14 protein-coding genes are annotated in these 15,089 nt (G+C 74.0%); 3 read left to right on the top strand and 11 right to left on the bottom strand.

From position 1 onward, the window contains the following. Positions 1-31: 31 nt before the first annotated feature. The 5 genes from AC0OO9_RS22360 to truB form a co-directional block, all read right to left on the bottom strand. On the bottom strand, positions 32-1,456 hold the full coding sequence (locus AC0OO9_RS22360) for a M16 family metallopeptidase (RefSeq protein ID WP_484512115.1): 1,425 nt from the start codon (positions 1,454-1,456) through the stop codon (positions 32-34). Positions 1,457-1,506: 50 nt separating this feature from the next. Next, entirely contained in the window at positions 1,507-3,891 is a 2,385-nt protein-coding gene (locus AC0OO9_RS22355) for a polyribonucleotide nucleotidyltransferase (protein ID WP_484512113.1), read from the bottom strand. Positions 3,892-4,116: 225 nt separating this feature from the next. Then, positions 4,117-4,386: a 30S ribosomal protein S15 gene (rpsO, locus tag AC0OO9_RS22350; RefSeq protein WP_121396038.1), complete on the bottom strand. Its 270-nt coding sequence runs from the start codon at positions 4,384-4,386 to the stop codon at positions 4,117-4,119. A 182-nt stretch (positions 4,387-4,568) separates the two neighbouring features. Further along, positions 4,569-5,498 (bottom strand): bifunctional riboflavin kinase/FAD synthetase, encoded by a 930-nt coding sequence (locus tag AC0OO9_RS22345; RefSeq protein WP_132232840.1) that lies wholly within the window; start codon positions 5,496-5,498, stop codon positions 4,569-4,571. 57 nt (positions 5,499-5,555) lie between these two features. Then, positions 5,556-6,440 (bottom strand): tRNA pseudouridine(55) synthase TruB, encoded by an 885-nt coding sequence (truB, locus tag AC0OO9_RS22340; RefSeq protein WP_484512110.1) that lies wholly within the window; start codon positions 6,438-6,440, stop codon positions 5,556-5,558. A gap of 221 nt (positions 6,441-6,661) precedes the next feature. On the opposite strand from truB, the gene AC0OO9_RS22335 reads away from it, so the two are divergent. From AC0OO9_RS22335 to AC0OO9_RS22325, 3 genes are read left to right on the top strand one after another with little or no spacing between them, the layout of a single operon-like run. After that, complete coding sequence (locus tag AC0OO9_RS22335) at positions 6,662-7,675, top strand: hypothetical protein (RefSeq protein ID WP_484512108.1); 1,014 nt, start codon at positions 6,662-6,664, stop codon at positions 7,673-7,675. A 17-nt stretch (positions 7,676-7,692) separates the two neighbouring features. Continuing rightward, positions 7,693-7,992, top strand: a complete 300-nt coding sequence (locus tag AC0OO9_RS22330; protein WP_484512107.1) for a hypothetical protein — start codon at positions 7,693-7,695, stop codon at positions 7,990-7,992. Positions 7,993-8,002: 10 nt separating this feature from the next. Then, a complete protein-coding gene (locus AC0OO9_RS22325; protein ID WP_484512105.1) occupies positions 8,003-9,088 on the top strand; it encodes a hypothetical protein in 1,086 nt (361 codons plus the stop codon). A gap of 3 nt (positions 9,089-9,091) precedes the next feature. Here the strand turns inward: AC0OO9_RS22325 and AC0OO9_RS22320 are convergent, their stop codons facing one another. The 6 genes from AC0OO9_RS22320 to AC0OO9_RS22295 all read right to left on the bottom strand — a co-directional run bounded on the left by AC0OO9_RS22320 (position 9,092) and on the right by AC0OO9_RS22295 (position 15,054). After that, on the bottom strand, positions 9,092-10,417 hold the full coding sequence (locus AC0OO9_RS22320) for an MATE family efflux transporter (RefSeq protein WP_484512103.1): 1,326 nt from the start codon (positions 10,415-10,417) through the stop codon (positions 9,092-9,094). Positions 10,418-10,463: 46 nt separating this feature from the next. Continuing rightward, positions 10,464-11,405, bottom strand: coding sequence for a DMT family transporter (locus AC0OO9_RS22315; RefSeq protein ID WP_484512102.1), 942 nt, complete (start codon positions 11,403-11,405; stop codon positions 10,464-10,466). Between the two features lie 232 nt (positions 11,406-11,637). Beyond that, a complete protein-coding gene (locus AC0OO9_RS22310; protein ID WP_484512100.1) occupies positions 11,638-12,198 on the bottom strand; it encodes an SAM-dependent methyltransferase in 561 nt (186 codons plus the stop codon). A gap of 1,175 nt (positions 12,199-13,373) precedes the next feature. Further along, positions 13,374-13,583 carry a DUF6186 family protein gene (locus AC0OO9_RS22305; protein WP_484518013.1) on the bottom strand — a complete coding sequence of 70 codons (210 nt, stop codon included), beginning with the start codon at positions 13,581-13,583 and terminating at the stop codon, positions 13,374-13,376. Then, on the bottom strand, positions 13,583-13,990 hold the full coding sequence (locus AC0OO9_RS22300) for a hypothetical protein (RefSeq protein WP_132232822.1): 408 nt from the start codon (positions 13,988-13,990) through the stop codon (positions 13,583-13,585). The genes AC0OO9_RS22305 and AC0OO9_RS22300 overlap by 1 nt, the downstream gene beginning before the upstream one ends. A gap of 86 nt (positions 13,991-14,076) precedes the next feature. Continuing rightward, complete coding sequence (locus AC0OO9_RS22295; RefSeq protein ID WP_484518012.1) at positions 14,077-15,054, bottom strand: DHH family phosphoesterase; 978 nt, start codon at positions 15,052-15,054, stop codon at positions 14,077-14,079. Positions 15,055-15,089 lie beyond the last annotated feature (35 nt).

The raw sequence follows: 15,089 nt of genomic DNA, 5'->3' as shown, positions 1-15,089 counted from the left end.
CCAATCGGGACGCGCGCATCCGGGCGGACCGTCAGCGGCCGGCGAAGTCGTTCGCGCCGAACGGGCCGACCACCGCCAGCGACATCGGCCGGCTCAGCAGCTCGGCGGCCAGGGTGTTGACGTCGGCCACGGTGACCGCGTCGACCCGGCCGAGCAACTCGTCGACCGGCATCAGGTGGCCGTAGAGCAGCTCACCCTTGGCCAGCCGGCTCATCCGCGAGCCCGTGTCCTCCAGCCCCAGCACGAACGAGCCCTTGCTCATCCCCTTGCCGCGGGCCACCTCGGCCTCGGTCAGGCCGTCGGCGGCCACCCGGGCCAGTTCGGCCCGGGTCAGCTCCAGCACCTCGTCGACCTTGCCCGGCGCGCAGCCGGCGTAGACGGCGAAGAGGCCGCTGTCGGCGTACTGGCTGGCGTAGGAGTAGACCGAGTAGGCGAGGCCGCGCCGCTCGCGGATCTCCTGGAACAGCCGGCTCGACATGCCGCCGCCGAGGATGTTGTTGAGCACGCCGAGGGCGAAGCGCCGCTCGTCGAGCCGGTCGATGCCGGGGCAGCCGAGGATGACGTGCGCCTGCTCGGTCTCCTTCGGCTCCACCAGGGTGGTGGCGGGCTTCGTGCGTACGGCCGGGGTGGCCGACCGGTGCGGCGCGGGCGTCGCCGGGTCGGTGTCCAGCGGGGTGCCGCGCAGCGCCTGGCGGACCAGCTTGACCACCGTGGCGTGGTCGAGGTTGCCGGCGGCGGCGACGACGATCCGCGGCGGGGTGTAGTGGCGGCGGTAGAAGCCCTGGATCTGCCGCCGGGTCATCGGCGTGACGGTCTCCTCAGTGCCGGAGATCAGCCGGCCCAGCGGGTGGTCGCCGTAGGCGGCCCGGGCGAAGAGGTCGTGCACCTCGTCGCCGGGCTCGTCGTCGTGCATGGCGATCTCTTCGAGGATCACGCCCCGCTCGGTCTCCACGTCGGCCGGCTCCAGCAGCGAGTCGGCGACCGCGTCGCACATGACGTCGATGGCCAGCGGCAGGTCCTCGTCCAGCACACGGGCGTAGTAGCAGGTGTATTCCTTGGTGGTGAAGGCGTTGGTCTCGCCGCCCACCGCCTCGATCTCCGCGGAGATCTCCAGCGCGCTGCGCTTGTTGGTGCCCTTGAAGAGCAGGTGCTCCAGGAAGTGGGCCGCGCCGGCCTGCGGGCCGGTCTCGTCGCGCGAGCCGACCGCGACCCAGACGCCGAACGAGACGCTGCGCATCGCCGGGATCGCCTCGGTGAGCACGCGCAGCCCGCTGGGCAGCACGGTACGGCGTACCGTGCCGCCCAGGGGGTCGTCGCTGATGGTGCGGGTCACCGCCCGGGCGGCGCCGCCGGAGCGGGCCGTCCCGGTGCCCCGGTGCGCGGCTCCTGCGGGGCCCGGGACGGACGCCACCCCCCGTCGATCCGGCGGAAACGGCGCGCTGACGGCCCGACTCACGTGTTGCTCCCAGATCGACGAGGGGTGGGGTGATGCGATGGTGCGGTGCGTCAGCTGCGCCGGGTGCGGCGGCGCGGACGCTCGCCGCCCTCGCCACCCTCGCCGCCGCCTTCGCCGCGCTCGCCGCCGCCCGGTCCACGACCGCCCCGGTCGCCGCCGCGCTCACGGTCGCCCCGGTCGCGCGGAGCCCGGTCGTCCCGGTCCCGGCCGGCCGGACGCTCGCCGCCGGCGGCCTCGCCGGCGGCCGGCGCCTCGGCGCCCTCCGGGCGGACCTTGTCGAGGTAGATCTTGCCGCGGGCGTCGATGTCCGCGATCTCGACCTCGACCCGGTCGCCGACGTTGAGGAAGTCCTCAACCCTCTCGACCCGCTTGCCGTCGCCCACCTTGGAGATGTGCAGCAGGCCGTCGCGGCCCGGCAGCAGCGAGATGAACGCGCCGAACGCGGCGGTCTTGACCACCGTGCCGAGGAAGCGCTCCCCGGCCTTCGGCAGCGTCGGGTTGGCGATGCCGTTGATCCGGTCCACCGCCGCCTGGGCCGACGGGCCGTTGGTGGCGCCGACGTAGATCGTGCCGTCGTCCTCGATGGAGATCTCGGCGCCGGTCTCGTCCTGGATCGCGTTGATGGTCTGCCCCTTCGGGCCGATCACCATGCCGATCTTGTCGACCGGGATCTTGACGGTGGTGACCCGCGGGGCGTACTCCGACATCTCGGCCGGGGCCTCGATCGCCGCCTGCATCACGCCGAGGATCGTCTGCCGGGCCTCGTACGCCTGCTGCAGCGCGGCGGCCAGCACGTCCGACGGGATGCCGTTGAGCTTGGTGTCGAGCTGGAGCGCGGTGACGAACTCGGGCGTGCCGGCGACCTTGAAGTCCATGTCGCCGAACGCGTCCTCGGCGCCGAGGATGTCGGTAAGCGTCACGTACTCGGTCTTGCCGTCGACCTCGTCGGAGATGAGCCCCATGGCGATGCCGGCCACCGGCGCCTTCAGCGGCACACCGGCGGAGAGCAGGCCCAGCGTCGAGGCGCAGACCGAGCCCATCGAGGTGGAGCCGTTGGAGCCGAGCGCCTCGGAGACCTGCCGGATGGCGTAGGGGAACTCCTCGCGCGACGGCAGCACCGGGATCAGCGCCCGCTCGGCGAGCGCGCCGTGGCCGATCTCGCGCCGCTTCGGCGAGCCGACCCGGCCGGTCTCACCGGTCGAGTACGGCGGGAAGTTGTAGTTGTGCATGTAGCGCTTGCGGTTCTCCGGGGACAGGGTGTCCACCATCTGCTCCATGCGCAGCATGTTCAGCGTGGTCACGCCCAGGATCTGGGTCTCGCCACGCTCGAACAGCGCCGAGCCGTGCACCCGGGGCAGCACGCCGACCTCGGCGGTCAGCGGGCGGATGTCGCGCGGGCCGCGGCCGTCGATGCGGACCTGCTCGCGCAGCACCCGGTTGCGCACCTCGGACTTGGTGAGCGACCGGAAGGCGGCGCTGAGCTCCTTCTCGCGGCCCTCGAAGCGACCGCCGAGCTCCTCGGCGACCTTGGCCTTGATGCGGTCGAGGGCCTCCTCGCGGTCGGCCTTGCCGGCGATCTGGAGGGCCTCGGCGACCTCGGCGCGGGCCAGGTCGGCCACCGCCTCGTAGACGTCGTCCTGGTAGTCCAGGAACACGGGGAACTCGGCGACGGGCTTGGCGGCCACCTCGGCCAGCTCGCTCTGCGCGCGGCACAGCTCGCGGATCGCCGGCTTCGCGGCCTCCAGGCCGCTGGCCACGATCTCCTCGGTCGGCGCGGTCGCGCCGCCCGCGATCAGGGTCACGGCGTGCGGCGTCGCCTCGGCCTCGACCATCATGATCGCGACGTCGCCGTCCGGCAGGGAGCGGCCGGCCACGACCATGTCGAAGGTGGCCCGGGCCAGCTCCTCCAGGGTCGGGAAGGCGACCCACTGGCCGTCGATGTGCGCGACCCGGGTCGCCCCGATCGGGCCGGAGAACGGCAGGCCGGAGAGCTTGGTCGACATCGAGGCGGCGTTGATCGCCACGACGTCGTAGGGGTGCTGCGGGTCGAGCGCGAGGATGGTCTCGACGACCTGGACCTCGTTGCGCAGGCCCTTGACGAAGGACGGGCGCAGCGGCCGGTCGATCAGCCGGCAGGTGAGGATCGCGTCCTCGCTGGGGCGGCCCTCGCGGCGGAAGAACGAGCCGGGGATGCGGCCCGCGGCGTACATCCGCTCCTCGACGTCGACGGTCAGCGGGAAGAAGTCGAACTGCTCCTTCGGCTGCTTGCCGGCGGTGGTGGCGGAGAGGACGACCGTCTCGCCGAGCTGGGCGACGACGGAACCGGCGGCCTGACGGGCCAGCCGGCCGGTGGAGAAGGTGATCTCACGGGTGCCGAAGGACCCGTTGTCGATCACGGCGGTGCGGGATTCGGTGCCGAGGTTGGTCTCGGTCATGGTGCTGTCGTGCTCCTTCGCATCGGGGGCCCACGACGCGGGGAGCTGCTCAGACGGCCGGTCTTCGATCGAAGCGCCCGGGTGGCCGGCGCTAGGCCGGGGTGCCCGGGGGCCACTACCGGAGACCGGTACGCTGACCGGCTCCCTTTCAGGTGGTCGCGCGGCCCGGTTTTCGTGTGGCGGCGAAGCGGGGGAGCGGCCCGGTCGGGCCACTCCCCCGTCACGTCACCGGCGCAGACCGAGCCGCTCGATGAGCGACCGGTAGCGGTTGATGTCCTTCTTCTGGACGTAGTTGAGCAGCCGACGGCGGCGGCCGACCAGCAGCAGCAGCCCACGGCGGCTGTGGTGGTCGTGCTTGTGCACCTTCAGGTGCTCCGTCAGCTCGGCGATCCGCTTGGTGAGGACCGCGACCTGCACCTCCGGCGAACCGGTGTCGCCGTCGGCGGTCGCGTACTCCGCGCGGATCTTGGCCTTGGCTTCCTGGTCGAGCGCCATGTTCTCCCTGTTTCGTGGGTTGTTTCGATGATGTCCGTCGGATCGGTCAGTGGACCGGAAACGGACCGGTACCTCGCACCCGCGGCGTCGTGCAGGCACGCGAGGCCCCACGTCGGTCAGCCGACGTCCCCGCCAGACTACCAGCCCTGCCGGGCGGCGGCCTGTCAAGGGCCGCGACGCGGTCAGCCGAGCACCCGCCGGGTCCGCTCGACGTCCTGGTTCATCTGGGCGATCAACGGCTCGATCGCGTCGTAGCGGATCTGCCCGCGCAGGTGCGCCACGAAGTCCAGCGCCAGCCGCTCGCCGTAGAGGTCGCCGGTGAAGTCGAGCACGTACGCCTCCACCCGCCGCTCCCGGCCGGAGAAGGTCGGGTTGGTGCCCACCGACACCGCCGCCGCCAGGGGCTCGGCGTGGCCCCGGCGCACCAGCCGGGCGGCGTAGACGCCGTCGGCGGGCACCGCCGCGTACCGGTGGCAGAGCAGGTTGGCGGTGGGGAAGCCCAGCTCGCGGCCGCGCTGGTCGCCGCGCACCACCACGCCCTCCACCCGGTGCGGGCGGCCGAGCGCGGCGGCCGCCGCCGTCACGTCCCCCGCGTCGACGCAGGAGCGGATGTACGTGGAGGAGTAGACCGTGCCCGCCTCGGCGACCAGCGGGGCGCCCTCCACGGCGAAGCCGAAGGTGCGCCCGAGCCGCTCCAGCAGCGCCACGTCGCCGGCGGCCTTGTGCCCGAAGCGGAAGTTGTCGCCCACCACGACAAGCGCGGCGTGCAGGTGCTCGACGAGGATGTCGTGCACGAACGCCTCGGCGGGCAGCCGGGAGAACTCCGGGGTGAACGGCACCACGCAGAGCACGTCCACGCCGAGCGCCTCGATCAGCTCGGCCTTGCGGGCGGTCTCGGTGAGCACCGCCGGGTGCGAACCGGGGCGCACCACCTCGGCCGGGTGTGGGTCGAAGGTGACCACCACCGACTGCACGCCCAGCTCGCGGGCCCGGGACACGGCGTGCCCGATGGTCGCCTGGTGTCCCTTGTGCACACCGTCGAAGACGCCGATGGTGACGACCGACCGCCCCCAGCCGCCGGGCGCCGCGTCGTACCCCCGCCACCGCTGCATGCCGCTCCTCCCCTGCCTTCCGCGGCGGCCCGCACCGGCCGCCGTCCCCCGCCCCCGTCAGGCGGGGGCGAGCACGATCTCCGCGCGGGCCCGGCTGTCCCGCTCGCTGACGATAGCGATCAGCCCGCCGTCGGGGCCGAAGACCGCGTAGGGGCCGGCGATTCCCACCGGGTCGAGCGGCCCGCCGTGGGAGAGCACCTTCGCCTCGTCGGCGCCGGCGTCGCGGCGAGGGAAGAACCGGTCGGCCGCCGCCGCCAGCGGCAGGTTCACCACCTCGGGGGCGCGCTGTTCCAGCTCGTCGAGGGTGGCGGCCTCCGCGAGGGCGAAGTTCCCGACGGCGGTACGGCGCAGCGCCGTCAGGTGCCCGCCCACCCCGAGCGCCAGGCCCGCGTCCCGGGCGATCGCCCGGATGTACGTGCCGGAGGAGCAGGTCACGTCGATGTCCACGTCGACGACGTCGGGCGCGTCGCGGCGTACCGCCAGCAGCTCCAGCCGGGACACGGTGACCCGGCGGGCGGGCAGCTCGACGCTCTCCCCCTCGCGCACCCGCTTGTACGCCCGCTGCCCGTCGACCTTGATGGCGCTGACGGCGCTCGGCACCTGGTCGATCTCCCCGGTCAGCGCGGCCAGGGCCGCCCGGACGGCCTCGTCGGTGACCTGCCCGGCCGGGGTGGTGGCGATCACGTCGCCCTCGGCGTCGTCGGTGACGGTGGCCTGGCCGAGCCGGACGGTGGCGGTGTAGCTCTTGTGCGCGCCGATCACGTAGGTGAGCAGGCGGGTGGCCCGGCCGACCCCGATCACCAGGACGCCGGTGGCCATCGGGTCGAGGGTGCCGCCGTGACCCACCCGGCGGGTGCGCGCCAACCGGCGGATGCGCGCCACCACGTCGTGCGACGTCATGCCGCCGGGCTTGTCGACCACGATCAGACCGTCTGTGCTCACGACACCCAAGCCTGCCAGACCGGGCCGGACGCCCCGCCGCCGCCGTACGTCCGCAGCGGCTCCGGAGCCGCGCGGCGGTGGAGGCCGCCTCCGATGGTCGGCCGATGTGCCGTCAGCCACTCGGGCGGGATCACGGCGGCGGGGGCGTACGGGATCACGTCCCGGGCGACCGGGTGCGAAGATCATGCGCCCTCGATAGACCGTTCACCAAGGACATGCCGATGACCAGTCCCCCACCGGTGGACGAGCCGTCCCCGCCGAGCCGGCCGGCTCCCCTGGCCTCCGGCGACGAGCCGGGGCAGGTCCCGGAGTGGCTGCGCCAGCCGGCCGAGGAGCATCCGGTCGGCGCCCTGGAACGGCTCCGCCTGTTCTGGGAGGAGCACACCCGGGCGGTCACCGCCGTGGTCGGGGGCGGACTGGTCCTCGTACTCCTGCTCGGTGTGGGGTGGTTCGACCTGTGGCGACGGGCCGGGGAGACGCCGCGCAGCTACCCGACGACCAGCCCGCCGCCGGGCGTCTCCGCGACGAGCGACACGACGCCCGCGTCGCCCGCGTCGGCCGCCGACAGCTTCGCGGGCACTCCGGCGGCGGCCTTCGCCAAGGGGGCGGCCGGGATCACGCTGCCGCCCGCCCGGCGCACGGGTGTGTTCAGCGCCACCGAGGTGGCGGCGGCCCTCGCGGACGTCCGCGCCGCGCTGCTGCTCGCCCGGCTGGACCGGAAGTTCCTGGCCGGTGGGGAGCTGGACCGGTTCGTGCGGATGTTCGCTCCGGAGATCCGGTCGAGCATGCGAGCCGACTTCCGCACCGACTCCTTCGCCACGTACGCGACCCGGCTGGCCCCGGGCGCCCGGCTGACCGCCGACGAGCCCCGGGTCAAGGGACGGGTCACCTACCGGGCGACCCGGGACAGCGACGGCATCCGGGTGTTGGAGATCACCACCAACTTCGTCTGGGCGTACGCGTTCCGCACCCTCGACCCCACTCCGGGCGCCGGTGTGGTGGTCGTCCACGACACCGTCGTCTGGCACGTGCCGCATCCCGACGACGTCACGAAGGCGGGCGTCGGGCTCTGGCTCTGGGAGGCGGACTCGTACGCCTCGAACATGGACTGCGCGTCGTTCGACAAGGGTCTGCTGGATCTCGGCGCCCCGAGCTACGGCCTTCCGGTCGACACGGAGGACCCGGACGCGGTGTTCGACCCCGATCGTTCCCTGGACATCGCAGACACCTGCTGACCCGGACCGGAGCACTCATGACACCCGACACACGACGCGCGCACGACCACCACGCCCGGGTCGACCTCCCGGAGTGGATGCGTAACCCGACACCGCCGCGACGGACCCTCGGCCGTCGCGTCACCGACCTCGTCGAGCGGCTGCCCGGACTGCGTGCGGCCCGGCGGTCGCTGTGGCGGTGGCGGGACCGCGACAGGCTGACCGAGTCCCGCCCGGTGGTCACGGTGGCCGTCTTCCTCGTCACCGCGACGGTGACGTTCGCCCTGGCCGCCGGGTTCTTCTACTGGCTCTACCTGAGCCTGCGCGACACGCTCTGAGGCGGACGAGATGCACACCGACCCGGTCGCCGGCACTCCCGGGACCGCCGATCAGGCGCCGCCGGCCGAACGACCCTCCGCCGACGTGCCGCCGGCCGCCGACCAGTCGCCTCCCGCCAGTGCGGCCGAGGGGCGACGAGAGGTACTGTTCGCCGAGGCCGAGCCGGTGCGGCTGCCCGACTGGATGCGGTCGCCGGGGCCGGAACACCAGCCGACCGGGCTGGACCGGGTGCGCCTCTTCCAGGCCCGGCACAACGGCCCGCTGGCGGTCGGTTTCGCGTTCGCACTGGCGCTGCTGATGATCGTCACGGCCGGGTGGATGGTCGTTCAGGTGGCCGACTGGCGTCGCACGGCGACCGTCGCACCGAGCCCGAGCCCGAGCGCGACGCCCGAGCCGATAAGCGCCGTCGGTACGCCACGCGATCTCTTCGCCGGCACCCCGGCGGCGTCCTTCGCCCTGCGGGAGAAGGCGATCGTCCTGCCGGCGGCCACCGCCCAGGGCCCGTTCGACAAGGTCCAGGTACGCGCCGCGCTCGACTCGGTGCGGAAGGCGCTGATCGAGAGCCGGCTGGAGACCGCGATGCTGGTCGGCGACACCGAACCCTTCCTCGGCCTGCTGGCGCCGGACTCCCGCGCGGAGATGCGGCCGCACTTCGACAACGCCCGCTTCCTGCACGTCGCCACGAGGATCGGATCCCGGGCGGACTGGGAGTACGACATCCGCGCGCAGGGACGGATCAGCTACCGCGCCAGGACGGTGGCCGGAGTCCGCCTGCTGGAGGTGACCACCGAGTTCGTCTGGGCGTACCCGTTCGACGTGATGCGCCGGGCGCCGGCCGGTGCCGGCCTGGTGGCGGTCCGGGACCGGGTGGTCTGGCAGGTGCCGCATCCGAAGGACGTTCCGGCGTCGTCCCGAGGGCTCTGGGTGGCGTCCGCGAAGGCCGTCACCTGGAACGCCGACTGCGCCTGGCTGCGCGACGGCTGGGTGAACGTGACGCACTGGCTGCCGGACCTGCACGGCCCTCGCGTGCCGGGCGGTGATCCGGGCGACTTCTTCGACCTGGCCGCCCCGATGGCGTCCACCTCGAGGTGCTGAGGCTCAGCGCACAGCGCCGACCACGGCCCAGGCCCCGGAGCGCAGCCGCAGCAGCAGGGCCACCAGCCGGAGCGCCACGAAGAGCGTGAGGCCCGCCCAGATGCCGCCGAGGCCGAGGTCGAGCCCGTACGCCAGCCAGATGGCGGGCAGGAAGCCGCCGAGCGCGGCCAGGATGGTGAGGTTGCGCAGGTAGCGGACGTCGCCCGCGCCGATCAGCACGCCGTCGAGGGCGAACACGACGCCGGCCAGCGGCAGCATCGCCACGAACCACGGCCAGGCGAGCATGGCCTGCTCGCGTACCTGCGGATCGGAGCTGAACCAGCCGGGGACCACGCCGGCGCCGGCGGCGACGAGCACGGCGAACGCCACGCCGCAGACGCCGCCGAGCAGCCCGATCCGGCGGGCCAGGTGCCGGGCCGCGGCGTCCTCGCCGGCCCCGAGTGCGGCGCCGATCAGGGACTGGGCGGCGATGGCGAGCGCGTCGAGCACCAGGGCGGTGAAGAACCACAGTTGCAGGGCGATCTGGTGCGCGCCGACGGCGGCGGCGCCGAAGCGGGCGGCGACGGCGGTGGCGGAGAGGAAGCTGGCCTGGAACGCGACGCCCCGGATGAGCAGGTCCCGGCTGAGCGCCAACTGCTGCCCGATCAGCCTCGGGCGCGGGCGCAGCGAGACCCGTTCGGCGACCAGCGCCCCGGCGAAGAGCACTCCGCCGATGGTCTGCGCGATCACGTTGGCCACGGCGGAACCGACCAGCCCGAGCCCGGCCGGATAGACCAGCAGCGGGCAGAGCACGGCGGAGAGCACGTTCGGGCCGAGCACGAACATCAGCGGGCGGCGCATGTCCTGCACGCCGCGCAGCCAGCCGTTGCCCGCGGCGGCGAGCAGCAGCCCGGGCGCGCCGAGCGCCGCGACCCGCAGCCACTGCGCGGCGGCGTCGGCCACCTCGCCGGGGCCTCCGGCGAGGGTACGCGCCAACGCCCCGCCGCCGATCTGCATCCCGAGCGCGACCAGCACCCCCACCCCGAGGGCCAACCACGACGCCTGCACGCCCTCGGCGACGGCGGACGCCCGGTCGCCCGCCCCGAACCGCCGGGCCGACCGCCCCGTCGTGCCGTACGCGACCACCGTGCCGAGCCAGGCGATGAGCGTCAGCACCGTGCCGCCGACGGCGAGGGCGGCCAGCGGCACCCGGCCGAGGTGCCCCACCACCGCCGTGTCCACGAGCACGTAGATCGGTTCGGCGGCCAGCACCACCAGCGCCGGCAGGGCCAGCGCGGCGATCCGGCGGGGCGCGACGGCGCGGGGTTCGAAGGCGACGGATTGGCTCATCGCCGCCGATCCTGGCACGGCCAGGTAAGGATCGCAAGCGGCGTGGTTACTTACCGGGAGAGAGGTGGACGACGGTCACCGCGCCGAGCAGGAGCACTCCCCCGACGAGCACCGGCACAGGCAGCGACTCACCCACGATCCAGCCCGCGAGCAGCACGGCGGTGAGCGGCTCCGCCAGGGTGGCCAGCGCGGCGGCGCTGCCGGTGATGCTGCGCAGCCCGGCGTAGAACAGGGCGTACGCCACCGCCGTGGTGACCACCCCGAGGTGGAGCAGCAGGCCGATCGGCGCGATCCGGGCCGGGACGCCGATCCCCTCGGCCAGCGCGATCGGGGCCAGCGCCAACGCGCCGACCACCGCCGACACGGTGGTGAGCGTCATCGGCGCGACGCGCTGCGCGGCGTGCCGGCTGAGCACCGTGCTGGCGGCATAGCCCACCCCCGAGCCGAACGCCGCGAGCAGCCCGAGCAGCGGGCGCGGCGCGGTCGTGCCCGGCTCCCCGACCGACACCGTGATCAGCACGAGGCCGATGACGCCCGCCACCAGGGCACCCAGCATCGTCCGCCCGGGCAGCCGCCGTGCGCGCAGCGACTCCCAGCCGAAGACGAGGACCGGGGCGAGCCCCAGGCTGACCACGGTGGCCACCCCGACGCCGCCCGACGCGACGGCGAGGAAGTACAACGCCTGGTAGCCCCCGAGCCCGATCCCGACGCCGACGAGGGCGACCGGTTCCGACCGCAGCGCCGCGAGCACCGGCTTGAGGCGGCGCGCGAGCAGGGCGACCAGCACCAGCGCGCCGATGGCGAGACGGTGGAACCCGATGGCCGTCGGGGTGAGCGTGGTGGACTCGCGGACGAGCTGCACGGCGACGCCGGTGGTGCCCCAGAGCACGGCGGCGGCGGTGACGTACAGCAGCCCTCGGCGTACGCCGCCGGCCGGGTGCGGAGTGGACGGGGACGCGGAGGGGCCAGAAAAGGACGTTCGGGACACAGGTGCGCTCCAGGGCGGATCGAGACGTTGACAGGGGACGACGTCTGTCGGAGCGCACGCACGACGAAGAAGAGGCGGGCGTTACCACCTGGGTTCTGCGGCCCCGGTCTGGCGGGCCACGTGCGAAGGACCGGCCGCAGTCGCCGCACGCGGGGACGCGACCGGTGGTGGGGCGCTCCGGTCAGGAGCGCGGCGGGGGCAGAACGCCCTGGAACGGCCTCATGCCCGCACCCTAGCGCAGCACCGTCCCGGCGTGCCCCGGGGTTTCGGTGCCCGTCGGCGGCTCGGGCTGGCCGCCGAAGTACTCCGCCATCAGGCGGTCGACCCACTCCGGTTGCCGGACACCTTCCGGGAGGAACTGCCGCATCACCGGCTTGACGTCAAGGACCGGGGTGCCGTCGACCGCGTCCAGCCCCCGTACCCGCAACTTTCGGCCGTCTGCCGAGACGACGTCGCAGACGGTGCAGCCGATCCGGTTGGGCCGTCGCGGACCGCGGTCGGCGAACACCCCGACCTCGGGCAGGTCGGCCCGGCCCCGGGGCCGCGACGGCGGCCGGTAGTCCTGCCGTTCCGCGAGGCGGTCGAAGAAGAAGACCACCTCCACGTGGGAAAAATCGGCGAGCCCGGTAAGACATGCCTCCCCGAAGCGCGGCTCGACCACGATGGTGCTCACCACGTCGCCCCAGTGGTCCGACTCGCCCGGGTCCACCCGCCCGTTGTGAACCCGACCGATCGGGGTCACGGTGATCGTCGCCCCGGTCGCGAGGCACTCGTCGGTCTTCGGGTCGGACATCGGATTCCCTTCGTTCGAAGGTGGCGCGGGCGAGGGGCGGCGCGGGAAGCACAACCCCTCGCCCGCGCCGGATCAACGGGAGCGCCGGGAGCGCCGGGAGCGCCGGGAGCGCCGGGAGCGCCGGGAGCGCCGGGAGCGCCGGGAGCGCCGGCGAGTGTGTGGCGATCGCGGTGCGCAGCCGCGGACGGGACCGGCGGGAACAGCGCCACACGTACCGGAGGAACTCGGCGTCGGTCGTCTCCGGGCAGCCAGGCGGAAGGTCGGGACGGCCCGTGGCGCGACGCGCCCAGCGGCGGCAGAGCAGCCGGCCGGAGTCGCGGAAGACGAGGAGGTCGGCACGGGGCAGGTGGGGGCGGGTGTGCCCCATGGTTGCAGTCCAGCGCCCAGGCCGGCCGGTCGGCGGGTTCGGCGACCGTGGCCCGCCAGCGGGCGTCGCCCGGGGTTGCCCAGCCGGGCTGCCGGTACTGCCGGTCCAGGTGGATCACTGGGAGGCCGAGCCGACGGGCGGCCTGACGGGACAGGGTGCTCCTACCGGCGCCCGCGTTGCCGACGACGAGGATCCGGCGCACACGGGGACCGTGACGGCCGAGCTGCGCGATCCCGGGGCCGACCGGCCGGCGGGCGCACCGGCGTAGGTGTCCGACCTACCGGTGGTCCGGGCGGGAAGCCGCTCACGGACCGGGGACGGCGGACGGCCGCGACCGGAGCCCGGGGCCGGATGGGCGGTGACGCTGTCGGCGCGTACGCCGGCGACGTCACCGCCGGTCGGCGTCGGTCACTGACGGGTGTCCATGGACGTCTGCAGCGCGCGGCGCATCTGCTCGCGGGCCTCGTCGGTGGTCTGCGGCTTGGGCTTGCTCGGCATGGTGGTCCCCTTCCAGGGCGTGGGCCGCCGACCGGCGGCAGCCCTCACGGGCGGTCGTGCTGCGCGCCCGGCAGCGGTCCGGGGTCACCGGAGCGGCTGTGGGCAGCGAGAGCCCGGGTCGGTCCGACCCTGGAGGGAGGCGCCACCGGGTGCGGCGACACCGCCCACGGCCAGCGCCGCCACACGACGCCGGCCAATTCCCAAGCTATCGTTCAGTTCCACATGCTGCCCGGTGTTCCCGCGATTTGGACTCACGTTCGTCCGGAGCCGGCGCGCGTCACGGGTCCCCGACGGGATGCGGTGCGTGCGGTCAGCGGGCCAGGAAGTGCCAGCCCAGCCACCACCAGAAGCCGAACAGGCCGATCCGGCCGACCGGCACCGGGCCCACCTCGTAGCGCATCACATAGGCGCAGACCTCGCCGATCGTGGGGATCCGCGAGCCCTCGCGGCGGGCCGCCCACTCGACGGCGGCGAAGAGCACCAGGGAAGCCACGAAGCCCCAGATGGCCAGCATCCGCATCATCGCCGCACCAGCCCCCAGAACGCCGACAGCCAGCCCAGCCAGACCGCCGAGCGGACCAGCTGGTCCTCGAGCAGCGGATCGGCCAGCCTCGAGAAGGTGGGAAAGTCGTCCCCCGCCGCCAGCACGAACGTGGTCCCCTCGAAGACCCCGAAGACCACCACCGGCAGGGCCCACCAGGCCGCCGGGGTGCCCAGCCGGCGCGGCGCGGGCCGCCGGGGCACCCGGTTGCTCAGGCCCAGCCAGATCAGCACCCCGCCGGTGCCGAGGGTCCAGAGATTGGCCTCGGTCGAGAAGGACGGGAACCGGCCGCCGACCAGCGAGAGGCAGACGAGCACCGGCACGGTGACGGCGGGACGGTCCCAGGCGCGGGGCGCCTCGACGGTGAGGTCGTGGGGCTGTTCCATCCAGCGATTCTCCCCGTACTCGCCGCAACCGGGAAGACGGACACTCCCCGAGCTCTCCCTGATCTTCGGAGTGCCGGCCCTTCCGATCAGCGCCGGCCGGGGCCGGTCAGCGCGCCGTCGAGCTCCGCGCGGATCCGGTCGACGACCTCGTCGACCGTCCCCGAACCGGTGAAGCCCGCGGCGAAGCGGTGGCCACCGCCGCCCAGCGCGACCGCCACCCGGCTGACGTCGACCGCGCCCTTGCTGCGCATCGACACCGCCCAGTCGCCGGTCGGCGTCTGCTTGACCACGCAGCTCACGTCGGCCTCGGCGGTGCACCGGACCGAGTCGATCAGCGCCTCCAGCACGTACGGGCGCTGATCGTGCCGGGCCAGGTCGTCCTGGGTCGCGTACGTCCACACCAGACCGTGCCCGGCGGCCCCGGCGGGTTCCAGACGGGCCCGGCCGAGCACCTCGCCGAAGAGGCGGACGGCGCCGAACGGCCGGGTGTCGAAGATCCGGCGGGAGATGTCACCGGGCCGGATGCCGGTCGCCAGCAGGCGGGCCGCCAGCTGGTGCACCGCCGGAGTCGTCGCCTCGAACCGGAACGAGCCGGTGTCGGTGCTCAGGGCGACGTAGAGACACTCCGCGATCGCGGCGTCCAGCGGGACGCCGAGCCGGGCGAGCAGGCCCTCGGCGACCACCGAAGTGGCCGCCGCGTGCGGGTCCACCAGGTTGATCCGGCCGAAGCGGGTGTTCGACGCGTGGTGGTCGAGCACCAGCGCGGCGCCGGCGGTCTCCAGCCGGTCGACCAGGTCGCCGAGGCGCGACTCGCTGGCCGCGTCGAAGCAGATCACCAGGTCCGGTTCCGGGTACGCCTCGGTCGCCGGCACCAGCAGGTCGAGCCCGGGCAGCCCCCGGAACGGCTCCGGCACCTCCGGCGGGCCGGGGAAGGTCGCCTGCATCCGCCACGCGCCCAGCCGACGCAGCCCGAGCCCGAAGCCGAGCATGCTGCCCAGCGCGTCCCCGTCCGGGTTGACGTGGCAGATCAGCAGCACCCGCCCGTCCGGCGGCAGGTCCCGCACGGCCGCGACGGCGGCGGCCCAGTCCGCCTCGGTCG

This window comes from Micromonospora sp. USAFONa4, from assembly GCF_057197825.1.
This window is presented reverse-complemented; position numbering and strand designations above follow the sequence as displayed.

What these genes read in the sequence shown, in the direction of transcription:
- AC0OO9_RS22355 (WP_484512113.1), bottom strand. Translation starts at nt 3,891, where the DNA reads ATGACCGAGACCAACCTCGGCACCGAATCCCGCACCGCCGTGATCGAC.
- rpsO (WP_121396038.1), bottom strand. Translation starts at nt 4,386, where the DNA reads ATGGCGCTCGACCAGGAAGCCAAGGCCAAGATCCGCGCGGAGTACGCG.
- AC0OO9_RS22345 (WP_132232840.1), bottom strand. Translation starts at nt 5,498, where the DNA reads ATGCAGCGGTGGCGGGGGTACGACGCGGCGCCCGGCGGCTGGGGGCGG.
- AC0OO9_RS22335 (WP_484512108.1), top strand. Translation starts at nt 6,662, where the DNA reads ATGACCAGTCCCCCACCGGTGGACGAGCCGTCCCCGCCGAGCCGGCCG.
- AC0OO9_RS22330 (WP_484512107.1), top strand. Translation starts at nt 7,693, where the DNA reads ATGACACCCGACACACGACGCGCGCACGACCACCACGCCCGGGTCGAC.
- AC0OO9_RS22325 (WP_484512105.1), top strand. Translation starts at nt 8,003, where the DNA reads ATGCACACCGACCCGGTCGCCGGCACTCCCGGGACCGCCGATCAGGCG.
- AC0OO9_RS22320 (WP_484512103.1), bottom strand. Translation starts at nt 10,417, where the DNA reads ATGAGCCAATCCGTCGCCTTCGAACCCCGCGCCGTCGCGCCCCGCCGG.
- AC0OO9_RS22310 (WP_484512100.1), bottom strand. Translation starts at nt 12,198, where the DNA reads ATGTCCGACCCGAAGACCGACGAGTGCCTCGCGACCGGGGCGACGATC.
- AC0OO9_RS22305 (WP_484518013.1), bottom strand. Translation starts at nt 13,583, where the DNA reads ATGCGGATGCTGGCCATCTGGGGCTTCGTGGCTTCCCTGGTGCTCTTC.
- AC0OO9_RS22300 (WP_132232822.1), bottom strand. Translation starts at nt 13,990, where the DNA reads ATGGAACAGCCCCACGACCTCACCGTCGAGGCGCCCCGCGCCTGGGAC.